The sequence below is a fragment of the Bacillus sp. GW823-FHT06A10 genome, assembly GCF_058795375.1.
The window spans coordinates 39711-59471 of record NZ_JBXAHT010000004.1 but is presented as its reverse complement, the minus strand read 5'-3'; the positions used below and the strand labels follow the sequence as shown (position 1 = coordinate 59471).

The 19761-nt window shown below is 36.1% G+C and carries 17 protein-coding genes and 1 riboswitch; of the genes, 4 read left to right on the top strand and 13 right to left on the bottom strand.

What is annotated here, in order from left to right; all coding sequences use genetic code 11:
• Nucleotides 1-28 precede the first annotated feature (28 nt).
• From AC1Q8M_RS24080 to rlmD, 5 genes are all read right to left on the bottom strand, one after another.
• Nucleotides 29-547, bottom strand: a complete 519-nt coding sequence (locus AC1Q8M_RS24080) for a YehS family protein (RefSeq protein ID WP_001251722.1) — start codon at nucleotides 545-547, stop codon at nucleotides 29-31.
• A 349-nt stretch (nucleotides 548-896) separates the two neighbouring features.
• The gene (locus AC1Q8M_RS24075) at nucleotides 897-1451 is read right to left on the bottom strand and encodes a zinc ribbon domain-containing protein (RefSeq protein ID WP_000995851.1); all 555 of its coding nucleotides are present in this window, start codon (nucleotides 1449-1451) and stop codon (nucleotides 897-899) included.
• A 54-nt stretch (nucleotides 1452-1505) separates the two neighbouring features.
• Nucleotides 1506-2534 carry a hypothetical protein gene (locus AC1Q8M_RS24070; RefSeq protein ID WP_098855497.1) on the bottom strand — a complete coding sequence of 343 codons (1029 nt, stop codon included), beginning with the start codon at nucleotides 2532-2534 and terminating at the stop codon, nucleotides 1506-1508.
• A 595-nt stretch (nucleotides 2535-3129) separates the two neighbouring features.
• Nucleotides 3130-4119, bottom strand: a complete 990-nt coding sequence (locus AC1Q8M_RS24065; protein WP_098855496.1) for a tRNA dihydrouridine synthase — start codon at nucleotides 4117-4119, stop codon at nucleotides 3130-3132.
• Between the two features lie 161 nt (nucleotides 4120-4280).
• A complete protein-coding gene (rlmD, locus tag AC1Q8M_RS24060; RefSeq protein ID WP_000105032.1) occupies nucleotides 4281-5657 on the bottom strand; it encodes a 23S rRNA (uracil(1939)-C(5))-methyltransferase RlmD in 1377 nt (458 codons plus the stop codon).
• A 121-nt stretch (nucleotides 5658-5778) separates the two neighbouring features.
• Nucleotides 5779-5880, top strand: a riboswitch (purine riboswitch).
• Nucleotides 5881-6082: 202 nt separating this feature from the next.
• Here rlmD and AC1Q8M_RS24055 point away from each other — a divergent pair.
• Complete coding sequence (locus AC1Q8M_RS24055) at nucleotides 6083-7279, top strand: NupC/NupG family nucleoside CNT transporter (protein WP_001200494.1); 1197 nt, start codon at nucleotides 6083-6085, stop codon at nucleotides 7277-7279.
• 46 nt (nucleotides 7280-7325) lie between these two features.
• Here AC1Q8M_RS24055 and AC1Q8M_RS24050 read toward each other — a convergent pair whose 3' ends face one another.
• Nucleotides 7326-8033, bottom strand: coding sequence for a hypothetical protein (locus AC1Q8M_RS24050; RefSeq protein ID WP_098855495.1), 708 nt, complete (start codon nucleotides 8031-8033; stop codon nucleotides 7326-7328).
• Nucleotides 8034-8249: 216 nt separating this feature from the next.
• Here AC1Q8M_RS24050 and AC1Q8M_RS24045 point away from each other — a divergent pair, with 216 nt between their 5' ends.
• The 3 genes from AC1Q8M_RS24045 to AC1Q8M_RS24035 all read left to right on the top strand — a co-directional run bounded on the left by AC1Q8M_RS24045 (nucleotide 8250) and on the right by AC1Q8M_RS24035 (nucleotide 10999).
• Nucleotides 8250-8423, top strand: coding sequence for a hypothetical protein (locus tag AC1Q8M_RS24045; RefSeq protein ID WP_000643593.1), 174 nt, complete (start codon nucleotides 8250-8252; stop codon nucleotides 8421-8423).
• A 147-nt stretch (nucleotides 8424-8570) separates the two neighbouring features.
• Nucleotides 8571-9653 carry a polysaccharide deacetylase family protein gene (locus tag AC1Q8M_RS24040; protein ID WP_001233714.1) on the top strand — a complete coding sequence of 361 codons (1083 nt, stop codon included), beginning with the start codon at nucleotides 8571-8573 and terminating at the stop codon, nucleotides 9651-9653.
• A 116-nt stretch (nucleotides 9654-9769) separates the two neighbouring features.
• Nucleotides 9770-10999, top strand: coding sequence for an aminopeptidase (locus AC1Q8M_RS24035; protein ID WP_000007372.1), 1230 nt, complete (start codon nucleotides 9770-9772; stop codon nucleotides 10997-10999).
• A gap of 162 nt (nucleotides 11000-11161) precedes the next feature.
• On the opposite strand, the gene AC1Q8M_RS24030 is transcribed toward AC1Q8M_RS24035, so the two are convergent.
• From AC1Q8M_RS24030 to gatB, 7 genes are all read right to left on the bottom strand, one after another.
• On the bottom strand, nucleotides 11162-11485 hold the full coding sequence (locus tag AC1Q8M_RS24030; RefSeq protein WP_000263262.1) for a DMT family transporter: 324 nt from the start codon (nucleotides 11483-11485) through the stop codon (nucleotides 11162-11164).
• Between the two features lie 47 nt (nucleotides 11486-11532).
• Complete coding sequence (gene gabD, locus AC1Q8M_RS24025) at nucleotides 11533-12984, bottom strand: NADP-dependent succinate-semialdehyde dehydrogenase (RefSeq protein ID WP_000358131.1); 1452 nt, start codon at nucleotides 12982-12984, stop codon at nucleotides 11533-11535.
• Complete coding sequence (locus tag AC1Q8M_RS24020) at nucleotides 12977-14344, bottom strand: sigma-54 interaction domain-containing protein (protein WP_000225152.1); 1368 nt, start codon at nucleotides 14342-14344, stop codon at nucleotides 12977-12979. Before AC1Q8M_RS24020 ends, gabD begins: the two co-directional genes overlap by 8 nt.
• 115 nt (nucleotides 14345-14459) lie before the next feature.
• Nucleotides 14460-15824 (bottom strand): 4-aminobutyrate--2-oxoglutarate transaminase, encoded by a 1365-nt coding sequence (gabT, locus tag AC1Q8M_RS24015; RefSeq protein WP_098365659.1) that lies wholly within the window; start codon nucleotides 15822-15824, stop codon nucleotides 14460-14462.
• Nucleotides 15825-15978: 154 nt separating this feature from the next.
• A complete protein-coding gene (locus tag AC1Q8M_RS24010; protein WP_000416664.1) occupies nucleotides 15979-16722 on the bottom strand; it encodes an HAD family hydrolase in 744 nt (247 codons plus the stop codon).
• 140 nt (nucleotides 16723-16862) lie between these two features.
• A complete protein-coding gene (locus AC1Q8M_RS24005) occupies nucleotides 16863-17768 on the bottom strand; it encodes a diacylglycerol kinase (protein WP_098361358.1) in 906 nt (301 codons plus the stop codon).
• Nucleotides 17769-18326: 558 nt separating this feature from the next.
• Nucleotides 18327-19754: an Asp-tRNA(Asn)/Glu-tRNA(Gln) amidotransferase subunit GatB gene (gene gatB / locus AC1Q8M_RS24000; protein ID WP_001047683.1), complete on the bottom strand. Its 1428-nt coding sequence runs from the start codon at nucleotides 19752-19754 to the stop codon at nucleotides 18327-18329.
• Nucleotides 19755-19761: the final 7 nt, after the last annotated feature.

The following is a 19761-nucleotide window of genomic DNA, read 5'->3' as shown; positions in this document are numbered from 1 at the left end:
TATATCATTTACTGCTTTAACGAACTCATTATCCTCTATACTTTACACCTAATCCCTTAATGAAATTCCTTGCGTATCTATCGCCGCACTCTTTGTAATTTTTATGACCTTTTTTTCTTAATAGAGCGCCTAACTCTCCTTTTGTTACCGTAACGCCTACGCTATCTAATATATCAAGTACATCCTCACTCGTTAAAGATAGTGCGATTTTCATTTTCTTTAGAAGAAGGTTATTGGCACTCTCCTTGCTCTGTACAGGTGCAGGCTGCCCTGGTTTCGGATCTTGCTTTCCTCTTTTTAAAGTAATAAATCCATTTAAAAATGCCTCTAACATCATCATATCGCATGTTAATACGTACTCATCTTCAGCTACCTCATCATTTTCAGCTTCATGTTGCGGAGTTTTCTTTATTTTTGTAAGCATATCAACTACGTCTTCTTTCGTTACTTCCATCCCGCCAAGTTTAAAGATTTCTACCATATCTATATCTCTTATGTCTAAAGCGTATCGTACTCTTTTTAATATATCGTTGTTGCTCATTGCCATTGGGTTTCCTCCTGAAATGTTGATTATAGTAATGCTTTTAGCATGTGTAAATTAATGTCGTTAAGTTACTACTTTAACATTTTAGGGGGAGGTTTTGTAGTCTTAACCAAATTTATGATTATAGAGGCTATACTACAATCCAAGCAATAATTTGATTCTATAGAAGGGTTATGGTAACTTTTCGGTTCATTTTTTCTTAGTTCATTAGATCTACATTCTATTTTATATTTGTTAACTATAAAAGCAGTGCATTGATTCCTCAAATACACTGCTCGTCTCTTACATTGTTATATTTCTTCTATACAAACTAGAGTTTATGGATTTCGATGAATTTTATCCATATAGGAGACTATTGCATATCATAAATTAGCCACTTTCCGTCAACTTTCTTCAAATCAATAGTAATATTGTCAGGATTAGGGCCGTATAAAGGTTTTGGAGAGATATCTATCGTAACTTTTAATTTTGCTCTATCTCCAACTTTTCTTTCTTCTATATTCAATATATCTATTGACGCATTTTTTGGAATTCCAATACGTTTTCCAGCTTCTACATCCCAAGGGAGACTCGGATGTATATACTCACCTGCTTTGTTTAAATCTCTTGATTCAAGAGCTTTAAAAAAGCCTTTTACTGTTTCTTGTGGACTATTATTTTGAATTAGAACGTTAACTAATATAACTATAAACACAATCCCAATTATCCACACGTACCAAGGAGATTTTTTTGCAATTCTTATTAATTTTATGTTTTTATCATTTCTATTTTGGGGCGTAATATCGTTATGGAATTCTCCATTATCAAATAGTTCTTCTGATTCATCCAAATTTATTCTCTCTGTACCACAACTAGTACAGTACTTATTTGTTTTCAATAATTTCTTATTACATGCTGTACAATTCATTATTTTATTTCTCCCTGCCCTATTATTAAAATCAAATCCCCAAAGTTTCACATATTAATTTTCTATTATTTTCAATTTTTTTGATGTAGTAGCATTAAAATTACCTGATGAATCCAATTCTGTATGATAAATGTACGTTTTGACTCTAAAATTTTTATGTGGAAACTTTTTATTTACAGCACTTACCACTAAATTGTTAATTTCATTTCCGATTTTCACAGCTTCTTCTACCGTAGACTTATTATCAACTCGAACTTTTATCGGAAAATCAGCTGTATAATACATATTTGGATTATCATACAGCGTTGCTTGAAATAAAAATGGGGCTAATCCGGTTTGTTCAATAAGTAAATCCTTCGTATCATAAACTTTTATATTTGCAATATTCTTTCCTACTTCCAATCCTGCCTCTGCATCAAAGGGTTCTAATTTCTCGTTAGCAACACTTGTTTCATTTCCTACCGCCTTACCCTTATAATTCATTTCAATAAATTTCACATTACCATCCCGGTCACAATCCAACCAAACAGTACCTTCTTTATTTTTGAAAGCCCCATCCACACTTACAGATATGCTACCGCCCCCAGTTCCTGAAAACTTCTCAATCTGCACACTTTTCGCATCATTTCCTCGAACATCATATTTTGCATACCCTTCCGCCTCAGTGCCTTCTGATTCAATTTTAGTACCTAACATAATATCAAGACCTAATAATTTGAAGGCATCCTTATACTTCAAATCTTTTGGCTCTAATAATTCAATCTTAATATGATTAATAATTTTCCCATCACTTTCAAATGTATATTTAGCATAATTATCTACATATAACCATCTAGTTTCCTCTTTTGTTCTCGGGGATGAAAGCGTTCTCTCTAAATCTTCAAGTCGATAGTTTTTTTTTAGGTACATTGCTATTCCACTTAAATTTGAAGTCGAAATATCATTGCTCTCATTCGTCATAATTTTCTTCTCATCTTGCTTAACATTTTGGCTTACTTCTTTTGTTGGTACTGATTCTGTTGATTTTTGACAACCCGATGTAATTAATCCTGCTGTAAGTAAAGCTATTAATACTTTCTTCATAATTTCCCTCCAATTAAAATAAAAAAATTCTGGTAGCTCCTATAAGAAAAAATCTTCAAATCAGAAGAAAATTCCACAGTACTCTAAAATTATTATCGAATATTTAAAAATAACTATTATTCAAAAGATCTTCATACCAATACTAAATAATTAACTTTATAAATTATGTCGAAAGAAGTCGAAAAACAATATTTTTATAATCGGAAATTTAGATTTAATTTTCCCGCTGTTAAATTAATTAATTTGAACATAAAATAGGACCTCCTTACATGCACTCTGCATGTAAGGAGGTCCTATTTAGATAAAAATCATACATTTTCTTAACTTGATGGCCATGCTCAAATAAAGAGATTTTTTATTTCTGTCTATTATTCAGATTACATTTCATACCTCGATAGAGCCTAATGTACTCTACTCCAGCTCTTGTCATTTTTCTCCTTACGAGTATTCGTTAGTTCATTATATTCTCAAAGACTTCTTTTTTCAGCAAGCAGACTGTATCAACAAAAAAAGTTACATTCACAAAAAAACTCAAAACTAAATAAAATAACTACCCACAAATTAATACAGTCCATTTCCCTCTATCTTCAGAGCGTTAAACCGTCTCACTATCCTGAGCCATACCAACACTATCCTCAAACTTATCCAACAACCCACGCACCTCATCGGTCGACTTCGTATTCATCAATTGATTTCTCAATTCAGCAGCTCCAGGGAAGCCTTTTACATAAATTTTAAAGAAGCGATGAAGTCCTGTGATTGAGCGTGGCAGTACTTCTGCATATTGATCTTGTAAATCAAGTTGTAGTCTTAAAAGATCTAGATGTTCTTTACTGCTATGTTCCCTTGGCTCTTTTTCAAACGCAAATGGATTTTTGAAGATGCCTCGTCCGATCATTACGCCATCAATGCCGTATTTTTCAGCAAGTTCCAGTCCCATTTTACGATCAAGGATGTCTCCATTGATTGTTATTAACGTATTTGGCGCAATACGGTCACGTAATTTTTTTATTTCCGGAATTAGTTCCCAGTGCGCATCTACTTGGCTCATTTCTTCTCTTGTGCGTAAATGAATAGAAAGGTTTGCAATATCTTGTTTGAAAATGTGCGTTAACCAATCTTCCCACTCGCTTAACTCTTTAAAGCCAAGTCTTGTTTTTACACTGACAGGTAGTCCGCCCGCTTTTGCTGCTTGGATAAGTTCTGCTGCAACGTCTGGACGTAGAATAAGGCCACTACCTTTCCCTCTTGATGCTACATTCGGTACTGGGCAACCCATATTAATATCGATGCCTTTAAATCCTAGTTCTGCCATACCAATACTCATTTGACGGAAATATTCAGGATTATCTCCCCAAATATGTGCCACCATTGGCTGTTCATCTTCTGTAAAAATCAAACGGCCACGTACACTTTTCATACCTTCTGGATGGCAATAGCTATCCGAGTTTGTAAACTCTGTGAAGAATACGTCCGGACGACCTGCTTCACTTACTACGTGACGGAAAACAACGTCTGTCACATCTTCCATTGGTGCAAGTACGAAAAATGGTCGTGGTAATTCACGCCAAAAATTATCTATCATTTCAAATTCAAATCCTCTCACTATGAATACAATTTCAAAATCTCAATTTATAATTTGTGAAAATCAGCAATATTTATTTTAACTAAAATCGCTTATGAATGGTATTTTTGTAAACCAAAAAGCAGGTGGTATAGATTTTTTCTATATCAACTGCTTTCCTATTATACTAGCTTAAGCCAAGCCACACACTCCACATGCGTCGTATGCGGGAACATATCAACAGGTTGTACTTCCTGTGTTTTATATCCGCCTTCTTCTAGTACTTTTAAATCACGTGCTAATGTTGCTGGGTTACACGATACGTATACGACGCGGTTTGGCTTCATGTCGATGATTGTGTTTAGTAATGCTTCGTCACAGCCTTTACGCGGTGGGTCTACGACCATTGTGTCGGCGATTACGCCTTCTTTGTACCATTTTGGAATGACTACTTCTGCTTCTCCTACGCCAAATTCAGCGTTTGTCATGTTGTTTAGTGCTGCGTTTCGGTTTGCGTCTTCGATTGCTTCTGGGACGATTTCAACGCCGTACACTTTTTTCGCTTTTTGCGCTAGGAATAACGAGATTGATCCGATTCCGCAATAGGCATCGATTACTGTTTCGTTACCATTTAATTTTGCGTATTCTAACGTTTTATCGTATAGCACTTTCGTTTGTTCTGGATTTACTTGATAGAATGAACGTGCTGAAATCGCAAATTTAATGTCACCGATAAAGTCATAAATATATTCTGATCCGTACAGTACTGTCGTTTTGTCTCCGAAAATTACATTCGTACGCTTCGTATTTACGTTTTGAACAATCGATTTTACTTCTGGGAATTTCGCTGCAATTTCTTCAATGATTGCTTTTTTGTTCGGCAATTCTGCTGTACGCGTAATGAAGACAAGCATAATTTCCCCTGTTACTTGTCCGTAACGAGCCATTACGTGACGAAGTGTTCCTTTGTTACGCTCTTCGTTGTACGCAGTGATACCGTGCTTTTCACAAATACGTTTTACTTCTTGGATTAATGTATCGTTTTCTTCTGCCTGAATTAAGCATGATTCCATATTAATGATGTCATGCGTTCCTTGGCGATAGAAACCAGCTACAAGTCCGCCTTCACGTTCTCCGATTGGTACTTGTGCTTTATTGCGATATACCCACGGGTTCTTCATGCCAAGTACAGGATGAACAGGAACATCACCTAGTCCTCCGATACGCTGCATAACGTCACGTACTTGTTTTTCTTTCGCTTGTAACTGTCCTTCATAAGTTAAATGCTGAAGCTGACAACCGCCGCACTGGTTATATACTGGGCATTCTGCATCTTTACGATATGGACTTTCTGTATGAAGCTTCATTAAACGACCAAATGCGAAGTTTTTCTTCACTTTAATAATTTTAATTTGCGCTTCTTCACCTGGTAATCCGTTTTTAACGAAAATAGGATAGCCCTTTACTTTCGCAACACCGGCACCATCATGTGTTAAATCTTCAAATACTACATCTATAAACTCGTTTTTCTCAACTGGTGGCGTCATTTTAGTACTCATTTTCCGACCTCTCTTTTTCATAACACTGCGTTACATTTTATCATACTTATATGGTCTTTTTCTATTGGAAGAAAAAAAGCTATTGACGATACTTCTCTGTTAATGTTACGCTACTACTAATTTAATACGGACGATGTTACCTCATATATACTTGATAATATGGATCGAGAGTTTCTACCCGGCAACCTTAAATTGCTGGACTATGGGGAAAACTAATGAATATTAGCCTATGCGCAAAAAAGGACTCATATTGATTAGCTTTCTCTCATAGATGAAAGTGAATCCATATGGGTCTTTTTTTATTTTTATTTTTCTAAAAGGTCAGACATCTTACGTATGACATAAAACCTCGTTCTTTTATTTTTAGTAATATAACGAGCGTTTTATGTACAAACTTTATACGAACTTCTGAAAGGGGCAACTACATGCAATATGTAATGAGCATTATCGGTATTCTTGCCGTGTTAGGTTTATGTTTTGCTTTGTCAAACAACAAAAGTAAAATCAACTTCCGTGCAATTGCAATTATGATTGGTTTCCAAATTTTAATCGGTTGGTTTATGTTTGCTACAAAGGTTGGTCAACAAATCATTATTTTCATTAGTAAAGTTTTCAACAAACTAATTAAACTTGGTACGACAGGTGTCGATTTTCTCTTTAATGGAATTCACAGAGATTTTGTCTTTTTCTTAAACGTATTATTAATTATCGTATTTTTCTCAGCACTACTTTCAATCTTTAGTTATTTAGGTGTTTTACCATTCATCGTTCGTGTTGTCGGCGGTGCAATTTCAAAAATTACTGGTTTGCCACGCGTTGAGTCATTCCATGCAGTAAACTCTGTATTCTTCGGTTCAAGTGAAGCGTTAATCGTTATTAAAAACGATTTACAGCATTTCAATAAAAACCGTATGTTTATCATTTGTTGTTCTGCGATGAGCTCCGTTTCTGCTTCTGTTACAGCATCATACGTAATGATGTTAGATGCAAAATACGTGCTAGCAGCTCTTCCGCTAAATTTATTCTCAAGCTTAATCGTTTGTTCGTTATTAACACCAGTTGATACGAAAAAAGAAGATGAAGTGATTCAGAAATTTGATAGAACTCTATTCGGAGACAGCTTTATCGGCGCAATGATTAACGGTGCGCTTGATGGTTTAAAAGTCGCTGGTATCGTTGCCGCATTAATGATCGCCTTTATCGGTGTGATGGAAGTTGTAAACTACGTAATTAGTGCAGCTTCAGGCGCAATGGGACATGCTGTTACTTTACAACAAATCTTCGGTTACGTACTTTCTCCATTCGCATTCTTAATGGGTATTCCAACTCAAGATATTATCCCAGCTGGTGGTATTATGGGTACGAAGATTGTTTTAAATGAGTTTGTAGCAATCCTTGATTTAAAAGACACAGCTACAACATTAGCTCCACGTACAGTTGGAATCGTTACAGTATTCTTAATTAGCTTCGCAAGTATTAGCCAAATTGGTGCAATCGTTGGTACAATCCGTGCCCTTTCTGAAAAACAAGGAAGCGTTGTTTCTAAATTTGGTTGGAAAATGCTATTTGCATCAACACTTGCTTCTATTTTATCTGCGACAATCGCTGGATTGTTTATTTAATAAAAAATCACCTTACTTTAACGAGTAAGGTGATTTTTTTGATTCTTTATGAAATCGAACGGAATTCGACTACTTCCTCGTTACTAATAAGTTTTCCTTCGTGTATGCCTTTTACTGAAATAACCATAACAGATTTATCTTCTCCTTCAAGCTTTCCTAAAGAGAATAAATAGATTAAATTTCCTTTTTGTAACATCCATTGTTTTCCATTCACTCGACCTAATATTCTTTTTTCTGAAGATGGCTTTATTTCTCCAACATACTGACATTCTCCAAAAGAAGTTTTTATTATATTCTTCTCTGTATCAATTACTAGATGCTGGAATAGTTCTAGGTTTCTACTTGAAACAATTTCAATTTCATGGTTACTTTTTTGCTTAAATTGAAGTTTTCCATCACTTATATTAGATAAACTACTATTCTCAACGGCGTTTCTAAAAAAGTGATATTCTTCTTCTGTAATACCAAAGTTAGGATGATACGGCTTCACCTGTTTATCTATATGCCCTGATATGTAGTTTACGTACCACTCTTTATCATTCTTCACATGATCACTCATCTTTTTAGTAATAACCTCTACTTTTTTACGTGTATCACGATCCATCTCTAGTGTCATGATATCCGCCGTCACTTCCGCATTCATAAGATGCGATGGAATATACTCTTCCACACTATTCGCTTTACTCACTTCACTTTGGCAACCAACTATAAATAGTGATATGAAAAAGATATATATTATTTTTTTATATTTCATTTCTATTCTCCACTCCATACATTATTCTTACTTAGTTTTATAGCGGTTTTTATTATAGTATAAAATCTTTATATTTTAATAAAATCCATATCTGTATGCAAAATTGCATATTAATAAGTCTTCTTCTTACTTTAAAATTAGCTTAAATCACTTTCCAAATTATACAAATAACAAGTTTAAAATGTTATAATTTTCAAAAAACCATTGGAGGATATTATGAAAGCCCACGCAATTTTCGATTTCTTACATTTACTAGTCTTAACGCTGAAAAGCTATTATGTATGGGGAATGCCTATCTATGTCTTCGTTATTCCTCTTATCTTTGTAGTCGGTTATATTATTATTAATTCTCATAAGAAACAAAAAAATACATCTATTCAAAGTCACTAATCTATTACCTTAATAGCCTCCTAAAAATCATATTCCCCTCATTTTCTTCAAATGATATGATGAACAAGGGTATATCCCCACCACTCTTATAGCGGTGGGGATTTTAATGTCAATATGCAACATACTACACAATAGAAGGTGATTTTCATGAGAAAATACGCAGCAATTGCTTTATGTACGTCTGCCATTCTAGCAGGCTGTAATACTAACAATGTAAGTCCAGAACCTAAAAAAGAGAAAACGGCTCAAGGGATTAAGAAACAAGAAGAGACTGTGCAAAAACAAGGTAAAATCTCATATAATGCAGTTACACACGAATCTACAAACACAAGTATTCATATTACAGACATAAAAGATTCTTTAAATGAAGTACAATATAAAATTTGGCGCACAGCTGATGGCAAGGAAAGTGCTAAATCTTTTTCTTCTAAAGAAAAAGAGAAACAATTCACACTTCCTTTTGATATAAAGGAATTTGAAGGAAAACGCGGTGAGTTCCAAATTGAAGCAACAGGAATGAAAGAAGCTGGGAAAACAATCCCGCTTACGAAATCTACTATTACTTTCGAACAAAAGGTTCCTGTTCTTATGTATCACGCAATTGATGATTATCATGGTCAAGGTATTAAAGACTTATTCGTATCACCAGCTAACTTTGAAGCACAAATGAAACATTTAAAGGACAATGGTTATACGCTGTTAACGTTTGAACGCTGGGGCGATATAAATAAAGTAAATAAGCCGATTTTCGTTACATTTGATGACGGTATGAAAAATAATATGAATGCATTTCGCGTTTTACAAAAGCTAAAAGATGATACTTTTAAACCGGCAGCAACAGAATATATGATTGTTGATAACGTTGATGTAGAAGGAGCATTGTCTACTTCTGAAATAAAAGAAATGGTTGATTCCGGCATTTTCTCGGTGCAATCTCATACTGCAACACATGCAGACTTGCCGAAAATTACAAACTATGAGGAAGAGTTAAAAGGTTCAAAAGAAAAGCTAGAAAAAATAACAGGTAAGCCTGTTATCGCGATTGCTTATCCATTCGGTCATGTAGATGATAAGGTTGTTGCAGAAACGAAGAAGTATTATCAATTTGCGACGACGACAAAGCCTGGGCAATTCATTACGAAGGGTGAACCTGATGAATTGTTAAAGATGAAGCGCGTTCGTATACACCATACAACGACTGTAGAGCAGTTTGCTTCTTCAATTAAGTAAATGTAAGAGCTCAATACATTTTGAGCTCTCTTTTTACTTTATATTTATATATATTTTTAGAATTTTCTTGTATTATATATAGTAAGAAATCTTTCAAATTAAAGGAGATTATACATATGTCATTTGAACAAACGTTAGAGAAATATGCTGCTCTTGCAGTTAATGTTGGTGTTAATATTCAACCTGGGCAAACTTTATCAATTAGTGCACCTCTTGAAGCTGTACAATTTGTACGCCTCGTTACAGAGAAAGCATATAAATCTGGTGCAAAACACGTATATGTGGATTGGAATGATGAGACGTTAACACGCTTAAAGTTCGATCTAGCTCCTGAAGAAGCTTTCTCTGAATTCCCTTCTTGGAAAGCACATGCTCGTGAAGAATTAGCAAAAGAAGGCGCTGCATTTATGTCTATCTATGCAGAAAACCCTGATTTATTAAAAGGTGTAGAAGCAACACGTATCGCAACAGCTCATAAAGTAGCTGGAGAAGCGATGAAAGTATACCGTGATTACGTACAAGCCGATAAAGTAAGCTGGTGTGTAATTTCTGTTCCTACGAAAGAATGGGCTGCGAAAGTATTCCCTGACGTAGCGCCAGAAGAACAAGAAGCAAAGTTATGGGATGCTATTTTCAAAGCTACTCGCGCTGATTTAGAAAATCCTGTAGAAGCATGGAAAGAACATGATGAAACATTACATACAAAAGTGGATTACTTAAACGAAAAGCATTATAAAGCTCTTCACTATACAGGTCCTGGAACAGATTTAACAATCGAACTTCCAGAAAAACATGTATGGGCTGGTGCTGGTAGCTTAAATGAAAAGAACGTACCATTTATGGCTAATATTCCAACTGAAGAAGTATTTACAATGCCACTTAAAACAGGTGTAAACGGCCAAGTTTCTAGTACAAAACCGTTAGTATTTGCAGGTAATATTATCGATAATTTCACGTTAACATTTGAAAATGGACGTATCGTAGACTATAAAGCTGAAGCTGGTGAAGAAGCTTTAAAACATTTAGTAGAAACAGATGAAGGTTCTCACTTCTTAGGAGAAGTAGCTTTAGTACCTCATGACTCACCAATTTCAAACACAAATGTTTTATTCTACAATACACTATTTGACGAAAATGCATCTTGCCACCTTGCAATCGGAAATGCTTATGCATTTAACTTAGTTGGCGGAAAAACAATGTCTAAAGAAGAACTTGCTGAAAACGGCGCAAACGCTAGTATTACACACAACGACTTCATGATTGGATCCGCTGAGCTTGATATCGATGGTATTACAGCTGATGGCAGACATGAGCCTATCTTCCGTAAAGGTAACTGGGCGTTTTAATAAAGTGAAACTTTAATCAGCCCTCACCAATTGGGCTTTTACGGGCAGTCCGATCCCCCACCTAACTTCTTTGCTTTCGCTGAATTTTGAGGTAGAGGTCTTACTGCCCGGAAAATAGCGGGATAAAAGTAAAGGCTATCTTCCACACAGGAAGATAGCCTTTTATGATGCCGATGAAACCTTAAGCCCAATGACACCCAAAACAATAAAGAGAATACAAAATGCTTGGAATAAGCTAATATGCTCTTTAAAAAAGTAAACACTAATGATTGTAATAAGTAACGTTCCAACGCCAGACCAAATGGCATAAGCAATGCTTAAATGAATCTTTTTAACGACGATAGCAAACACGCTGAAACAAATTCCATAAAATACGAAAATAAGTACACTTGGAACGAGCTTTGTTAAACCATTTGATAGTTTCATTGCGATTGTTCCAGCTACTTCAAAAATAATTGTAACAAGTAATAATAGCCAATATACCATACTAGAATCTCCTTCTCTGTTACCTTATAGAGATTCTAGTATACTACTTATAGTCCTAATGAAATATATTTAATTTCTAAATATTCCTCGATGCCGAAATGGCCTCCTTCACGGCCGATACCACTTTCTTTAAATCCACCGAATGGTGCTTGTGCAACTGATGGAAGACCATCGTTTAGACCAATAATACCGTACTCTAGCGCTTCACTAATTTGGAATGCTTGGCTAATGTCTTTCGTGAAAATATACGCAGCTAAACCGTATGGTGTATTATTTGCACGTTCAATTACTTCATCAACTGTTTTAAATTTCGCAACTGGTGCCACTGGCCCAAATGTTTCTTCATTCATACAAAGCATCGTATCATTTGCCAACCCAATTACAGTCGGTTGAATGAAATGTCCCTCTAACTCTGCGACCTTTTGACCACCATATAAAACTGTTCCACCTTTTTGAATAGCATCTTCAATATGTTCTTGTACTTTTGAAACTGCATTCTCATCAATAAGTGGCCCGACAGTCGTTCCGTCACCGAAACCGTCTCCTACTTTCAACTGCCCTACTGACTTTTGGAACTTCTCTACAAATACTTCGTATACTTCTTCTTGAACGAATACTCGGTTTGTACATATACACGTTTGTCCTGCATTACGGAATTTCGAACCAATCACCGCTTCTACTGCTTTATCTAAATCTGCATCATTCATTACGATAAACGGAGCGTGTCCCCCTAACTCAAGCGAAACTTTTTTCATCGTTTGCGCCGCACTAGCCATTAACTCTTTCCCGATTTCCGTTGACCCTGTAAAGGACACTTTTCGAACGCGACCATCTTCCATCCATGTATCAGCAATTGCTTTTGCACTACCTGTTACGATATTGATTACGCCCTTTGGAATATCTGCTTCATGGGCTAATTCAGCTAATTTCAATGCAGTTAATGGCGTTTGACTTGCCGGTTTCACAACGGCTGTACAGCCTGCTGCAAGCGCTGGGGCTACCTTTCTCGTAATCATAGCAGCTGGGAAGTTCCAAGGTGTAATAGCTGCCATAACGCCAACTGGTTGCTTCATAACTAAAATGCGCTTATTCGGATGAGCAGCAGGAATCATTTCACCATATACGCGTTTCCCCTCTTCTGCATACCATTCAACAAAACTGTTTGCATAATTTACTTCACCAATCGCTTCTGCAAACGGCTTCCCTTGTTCCTTCGTCATAATCGCTGCGATCTCTTCTTTATTCTCATCAATAAGCGTAAACCACTTTTTTAACTTCGTGGCACGATCTGCTGCCGTTAACTTAGACCACGTTTTAAAAGCTTCATGTGCAGCATCAACAGCTTGCTTTGCCTCTGTTACTCCGCCTTTTGGTACAGTTGCAAATATTTCCTTCGTCGCAGGATTATTTACTTCAATTTGTTCTTGTAGTGTAATCCACTCACCATTTATATACATCGCCTTTTTATCTATACTTACGAAAGTCGCCTTTTTATCCAATATTTTCTTCCTCCTCTATGAACTTCTTAATTTTCCTAGTAGCAGCAGATTGACTAATTTGCAAAAACTCAGCCACTTTATAACTTGATCCATACGTTTTATACGCTTTAAGAATAATATTTCTCTCTACCTCTTCCAGCATTTTATAAAGACTTCGCCCTGATTGTTCAACTGCAGCCTCTTGCATAGAGAGTGGCAAATCCTCTACCGTTACAACATCATCGACAGTAATAACAATTCTCTCAATTACATTCTCTATTTCTCTATTGTTTCCTTCCCACGGATATCCGACAAACATTTGTAACGTACTCGGCGCTAGTTTCACATCACGTCCGTACTTTTTATTAAAGTGCTGCAAGTAATGATAAATAAGCGGCAAAATATCTTCTGTTCTCTCCCTAAGCGGGGGAATTGCAATTGGAATAACATTCAAACGATAGTATAAATCTTTCCGAAATGTTCCTTGTTTCACCATCTCGCTTAAATCTCTATTTGTTGCCGCCACAATTCGAACATCCACTTTTTTTAATTCTCTTCCGCCTATAGGACGAAATGTTTTTTCTTGCAATACTTGCAAAAGCTTCGCTTGAATTTCAATCGGCATTTCACCGATTTCATCTAAAAAAAGAGTTCCTTTATGCGCGGATTCTAATAGTCCCTTTTTCCCTTCACGATTCGCACCTGTAAAAGATCCACCTGAATATCCAAAGAGCTCCGATTCAATTAAATTAGTTGGCAATGCCGCACAATTAATTTCATAGAAACTTTCATGCTTACGGTGACTCACTTCATGTAAATGGCGTACTAATCGACTTTTTCCTACTCCAGTCTCGCCTAAAACGAGAACAGTACTATCCACTACAGATACTTTTTTGATTGTATCGACTATTTTTTGCATGGCTAGACTTTTAAAAATAAGTCCTTCATGCTCATATGTTTCTCTTAATTCTTTTTTATATGTTTTTAGCTGATTATCCATTTCCTCTACCTTTTGACGTAATTGATAGAGTTCAGTAAGGTCGCGAGAATAACTAATCACTCTTCTTAAATTTCCCTCATCATCAAAAACAGGCCTTGTACGAACGTGTAAATATTCTCCTGATTTTGTAGTTTGAACGAGTTCAATTGGCCTCTTTTTTTCAATCACTTCTAATGTCGCTGATGGATAAAAGATTCCATTCTTTTGTAGTTCTTTTACATGCTTACCAACTAACTCTTCTGCAGCTAGTTGGTAGTGCCTTTCACATGTACTATTTACACGCACAACGATCCCTTGCTCATCTGTAACAAAAATTTCGTCAAACGCATATTCAAATACATCTTTTAAATCCATTAACACTCGTTCCTTTTCTGCAACCATCCTAGCCACCCCTAACTTCAAATCCATCGATCCACTTCACTACCTTTATTATAAAGTGAATTTTCTGCATTTAATATAGAGTCAGCTAGAATGTTTGCTATTTATACTTCAGTTTTTACACGCGAGCGATGTTTGTTTGCTCATAGCAAGCTTGCAACGATTCTTCAATTATTGTTAATCCTTCTTCAAGTTGCTCATCTGTAATAATTAAAGGCATTAACACACGGATAACATTTCCATACGTTCCTGCTGATAATAAAAGTAACCCACGCTTATTTGCTTCTGCACATAGATTAGCCGTTAACGTTTTGTTAGGTGCTTTCGTCTTACGATCTTGAACGACCTCAAATGCACACATTGCGCCTAACCCACGCACATCACCGATGCAATGATATTTATTTTTCATCTCTTCGAATCGGTTCATTACGACTTTTCCTAATTCTATCGCTCTATCATTTAATTTCTCATTTTCTATTACATCGAGAACAGCTAATGCAGCTGCACATCCTAATGGACTTCCTGCATACGTTCCACCAAGTTCACCTGGTGCAGACTCATTCATAATTTCTTTACGTCCAATGACACCACTTATCGGTACACCAGCACCTAATGATTTAGACACCGTAATTAAATCTGGAACGACATCATAGTGATCAATTGCAAAATATTTTCCTGTACGACTAAAGCCTGTTTGTATTTCATCCGCTACAAATAAGATGCCGTTCTCTGAACAAATGCGGCGTACTTCTTGAACAAATTTCTTACTTGGGACGATAAATCCACCTTCCCCTTGAACAGGTTCCATTACAACAGCTGCGATTGTTTCTGGTGCTACTTCCGATATGAAGAAGTTCTTAAACTCTTCAATAATAAAATCATCATACTGCTCTTCCGTTAATCCCTCTGGGCGACGGTATTCGTATGGAAATGGCGCTTTATATACTTCTGGAGCAAAGGGACCAAACCCAAATTTATATGGCTTCACTTTACTTGTCATCGTCATTGTCATTAATGTACGCCCGTGGAAACCTTTAGAAAATGCGATAATACCAGATCTCTTCGTATATTTACGAGCAATTTTCACCGCGTTCTCAACTGCTTCTGCACCACTATTTAAAAATAGGACTTGCTTATCGAAACTTCCTGGTGCCAATGCCGCAAGCTTTTCTGCTAATTCAATATATGGCTCATACATCATGACATTAAATCCAGTATGAATGTATTGATCGACTTGTTTATGGAGCGCTTCTTTAACCGTTGGATGACAATGCCCTACGTTAATTGTCCCGATTGCTCCTGCAAAATCAATGTACTGATTGCCATCAACATCTGTTACAAGAGCACCATTTGCAGATTGTACAAACGTTGGGATGCCGTTACTTACTCCTTTTGGTACTATATTTTGACGGCGTTCTAATAAAGATGCCGCTTTCGGTCCTGGAATTTGTTCATTTACTTTAGCAAATTTTTTTGTGTTCATTGCGTACCCCATCCTTTTCTTTACATTGTTTTCTCTTCTTATTGCAAAATATATGCCAACTTTCTTTTCTAGCATTTATCCTATATTCTTTGTATCCAGGTATAAAAAATAAGTCTACAAAGACTCATTAAGAGTCTTTATAGACTTATTTTCCTTACACATTAGACTTTTCTTTCTCCCAGAAAAACTCACCCGATTGAGAAATAAACTCTCCAACAGAATCTAACACTAAATCAGCAAGTGGTTCTAATGTTGGACGGTCTCCCGTACCAGATAGCACCCCAATTGCATAGCAATCGCCATTTTTAGCTAAATGTAAATCAGTTGGCGTATCTCCAACAACCGCAACCTCACATGATTCTAAATTAAATTTCTCACAAAACACTTCTATAATCTTTTTATCTGGTTTTTGCGCAGGGAATGTATCTGAGGCTATAATATAATCAAAAAAGTTCTCCAACTTATATTGTTTTAAAAATAATTCTGTTGGTGCGAAATCATCCGCCGTGACTACCCCTAATATAAATCCTTTATCTTTTAATGCCTGTAACACTTTCGGTAAATCCGCTGTCATTTTCATATGCGAACGATGCTCATACATAAGGGAAAATAACTTCTCACTTACCCACTGATGCATCTCTTCTTCTCTAGCAGACTCAATATAATTACAAAGCCCCTTCGCTACATCAAGGCTTGTTCCAGCAGCTATTGCACTCCTCGGATTAACAAATGCTCCCTCTACACCAATCTCTTCTAATAAGGTCTGCCCTATTGTACTTGGTAAATGGTATAAACTTATACATTCAGCTACAAGCTCTTCAGCTACTTTTATCCATATTGAATGAAAATCCATTAATGTCCCATCTTTATCAAATAATATCGCCTTTACCTTCTCCATAGCACCCTACCTCTCATTTCTTATCTCTTCCAGTGTATCAATAAAGTATGGATGTAAAATAAAAGAATTGTAAAAATACCATAAAAATCAAACTAACTCCCAATTTACAATTCATTTTAACAAAGTAAAAAAGGATGCCTTTACAGGGCATCCTCTTGATGTTCAGGAACAAATAGTTCTAAACAATGATATATATTTTCGAATTCCATCGGTGCATCTCCACCATACTCACCATCTAAATTAATCATTAATTTATCTGGTGAATGTACTTTAATTCGGTTCGCTTGTGTATATAACACTTTTGGATTATTAATATGTTCACCACGTTGTGCTTGTGTTGCTGCTTTAATTAAATCAGCGATAGAACCTTTTTTCAGTACTAATAGATCAAATAACCCATCGTTAATAGATGCATACGGTGCTACCTTTTCAAATCCACCTACTGAACGAGTATTCGTAATTAAAAACATCGTAATTTCTTCTTGTAGTAACTTTCCATCATACTCAATTTCAACATATGTCGGATGCAATGATGGTAACATCTCGATACCTTTTAGGTAATAAGCAAGTTGTCCTAATACTGTCTTTAACTTACTCGGTACTTCGTATGTTAATTCTGTAATACGACCGCCACCAGCGATGTTAATAAAATATGTATCGTTCGCTCTACCAAGGTCTAATGGCACTGTTTTTCCTTCGCAAATAATATCTGCTGCCTCTTCAATAGAACGAGGTACACCAATCGCACGTGCAAAGTCATTTGTCGTTCCAACTGGAATAATTCCAAATTTCGGACGGAATTCATGCCCAACTAAACCGTTTACTACTTCATTTAACGTACCGTCGCCACCAGCCGCAATAACAACATCAAACTTACGATCCGCAGCTTGCCTCGCCGCCACAGTAGCGTCTCCAGGACCCGTTGTCGCATGACAAGATGTCTCATAGCCAGCTTTTTCTAATTTTTGTAATACTTCTGGTAAGCTCTTCTTAAATAGCTCACGCCCAGAAGTAGGATTATAAATAATTCTTGCTCGCTTCATCATTTATTAGCACAGGAAATTTCTTTATGTATCGAAAAAGAACATACTGAACTTCTATTCAGTATTCCCATGCCTACCTCCTCTCATCTTGCTATCCTTCTTTTATCCCGCTCAAACAGGCAGTAAGAACCCGATTCGTGTAGTCCATCAAAAGTAAATATTCATTTCAATGGTTTTTTTATTTGACCAAAAAATTTATCCCGCTATTTGCGGGCAGTAAATGCCCGATTGGTGAGGGCTAATAATCAGTGTTGGATGAACCTCCTACTGATTAAAGTTTCACTTTATTTCTATCCATTCTTCCATAAAAATTTACATATAACGAATAATAACTATCTATTATTTCATGAGATGAAAAAAACCTCTATGTTTAGATTTATCATTATTCCCACCTTTTTGCAACTATCATACCATAGTTGCTATACAAACATTTTTCCACTTTTGACAGTTAATCAAACGTTTGTTTAAACGATTTTGTCTCATTTAAACAAACGTTTGATTAACCTAGAAAAACACCCATGTACGGGTGTTTTTCTGCTTAATCTTTAAAAGTCACTACTATTATCGCTTATTAATCTCTTCAAGTAAGATTTTGTTAACAAGCGGTGGATTTGCTTGTCCTTTTGTAGCTTTCATAATTTGACCAACTAAGAAGCCAATTGCACGGTCTTTACCGTTTTTAAAGTCTTCGATAGATTGCTCATTATTATCAAGAATTTCTGTTACAACTTTACGAAGTGTACCCTCGTCAGAAATTTGAACAAGACCTTTCGCTTTAACGATTTCTTCTGGGTCTCCACCTTTTTCAATTAATTCATTAAATACTTTCTTCGCGATTTTAGAAGAAATTGTACCTTTTTCAATTAATTGAACCATTTTAGATAAACCAGCAGGCGTTAATGCAACGTCTTTTAATTCTTTTTGTTGTTTGTTTAAGTATGCAAGTACTTCACCCATTAACCAGTTCGATGTTAATTTCGCATCAGCACCGTCTGCAACAGTTGCTTCAAAGAAATCAGACATCTCTTTCGTTAATGTTAATACGTGTGCATCATAAGCTGGTAAGCCAATTTCTGCAACGTAGCGAGCTTTACGCGCATCTGGAAGTTCTGGAATAGAGGCACGAACTGCTTCTTTCCACTCATCGTCGATGTAAAGTTCAACTAAGTCTGGCTCCGGGAAATAACGGTAATCGTCAGATCCTTCTTTCACACGCATTAAGATTGTTTTCTTCGTTGCTTCATCATAACGACGTGTTTCTTGTTGGATGATACCACCAGATAACAGTTCTTTTTCTTGGCGCACTTGCTCATGCTCAAGACCTTTTTGTACGTAAGTGAATGAGTTTAAGTTTTTCAGTTCCGCTTTTGTACCGAACTTCTCTTGTCCAACTGGACGAAGAGAAATGTTCGCATCACAACGCAGAGAACCTTCTTCCATCTTACAATCAGATACACCAGTGTATTGAATGATTGATTTTAACTTCTCTAAGTATGCATATGCTTCTTCTGGCGTACGCATATCTGGCTCCGATACGATCTCGATTAAAGGCATACCTTGACGGTTGTAGTCTACTAATGAACCATCAGCTGTATGCGTTGATTTACCAGCATCTTCTTCTAAATGAAGACGTGTAATACCGATACGTTTCTTTTTACCGTCTACTTCGATTTCAATCCAACCATTTTCACCAATTGGCTTATCAAATTGAGAGATTTGGTAAGCTTTCGGGTTATCTGGATAGAAATAGTTTTTACGGTCAAACTTCGTTTCCGTTGCGATTTCACAGTTTAATGCCATTGCAGCTTTCATTGCAAAGTTAACTGCTTCTTTATTTAAAGTAGGAAGTACCCCTGGGTATCCTAAGTCAATTACACTTGTTTGTGTATTTGGCTCCGCTCCGAATTCTGTTGGACTCGCAGAGAAAATTTTCGAATTTGTTTTTAACTCAACGTGAACCTCTAAACCAATAATTGTTTCTAAATTCATCTATGCT

What these genes read in the sequence shown, in the direction of transcription:
- gabT (WP_098365659.1), bottom strand. Translation starts at nt 15,824, where the DNA reads ATGAACACAAAAAAATTTGCTAAAGTAAATGAACAAATTCCAGGACCG.
- AC1Q8M_RS24045 (WP_000643593.1), top strand. Translation starts at nt 8,250, where the DNA reads ATGAAAGCCCACGCAATTTTCGATTTCTTACATTTACTAGTCTTAACG.
- AC1Q8M_RS24080 (WP_001251722.1), bottom strand. Translation starts at nt 547, where the DNA reads ATGGCAATGAGCAACAACGATATATTAAAAAGAGTACGATACGCTTTA.
- AC1Q8M_RS24070 (WP_098855497.1), bottom strand. Translation starts at nt 2,534, where the DNA reads ATGAAGAAAGTATTAATAGCTTTACTTACAGCAGGATTAATTACATCG.
- AC1Q8M_RS24050 (WP_098855495.1), bottom strand. Translation starts at nt 8,033, where the DNA reads ATGAAATATAAAAAAATAATATATATCTTTTTCATATCACTATTTATA.
- AC1Q8M_RS24030 (WP_000263262.1), bottom strand. Translation starts at nt 11,485, where the DNA reads ATGGTATATTGGCTATTATTACTTGTTACAATTATTTTTGAAGTAGCT.
- AC1Q8M_RS24020 (WP_000225152.1), bottom strand. Translation starts at nt 14,344, where the DNA reads ATGGTTGCAGAAAAGGAACGAGTGTTAATGGATTTAAAAGATGTATTT.
- AC1Q8M_RS24005 (WP_098361358.1), bottom strand. Translation starts at nt 17,768, where the DNA reads ATGATGAAGCGAGCAAGAATTATTTATAATCCTACTTCTGGGCGTGAG.
- AC1Q8M_RS24010 (WP_000416664.1), bottom strand. Translation starts at nt 16,722, where the DNA reads ATGGAGAAGGTAAAGGCGATATTATTTGATAAAGATGGGACATTAATG.
- AC1Q8M_RS24040 (WP_001233714.1), top strand. Translation starts at nt 8,571, where the DNA reads ATGAGAAAATACGCAGCAATTGCTTTATGTACGTCTGCCATTCTAGCA.
- AC1Q8M_RS24075 (WP_000995851.1), bottom strand. Translation starts at nt 1,451, where the DNA reads ATGAATTGTACAGCATGTAATAAGAAATTATTGAAAACAAATAAGTAC.
- gatB (WP_001047683.1), bottom strand. Translation starts at nt 19,754, where the DNA reads ATGAATTTAGAAACAATTATTGGTTTAGAGGTTCACGTTGAGTTAAAA.
- rlmD (WP_000105032.1), bottom strand. Translation starts at nt 5,657, where the DNA reads ATGAGTACTAAAATGACGCCACCAGTTGAGAAAAACGAGTTTATAGAT.
- AC1Q8M_RS24035 (WP_000007372.1), top strand. Translation starts at nt 9,770, where the DNA reads ATGTCATTTGAACAAACGTTAGAGAAATATGCTGCTCTTGCAGTTAAT.
- AC1Q8M_RS24065 (WP_098855496.1), bottom strand. Translation starts at nt 4,119, where the DNA reads ATGATAGATAATTTTTGGCGTGAATTACCACGACCATTTTTCGTACTT.
- AC1Q8M_RS24055 (WP_001200494.1), top strand. Translation starts at nt 6,083, where the DNA reads ATGCAATATGTAATGAGCATTATCGGTATTCTTGCCGTGTTAGGTTTA.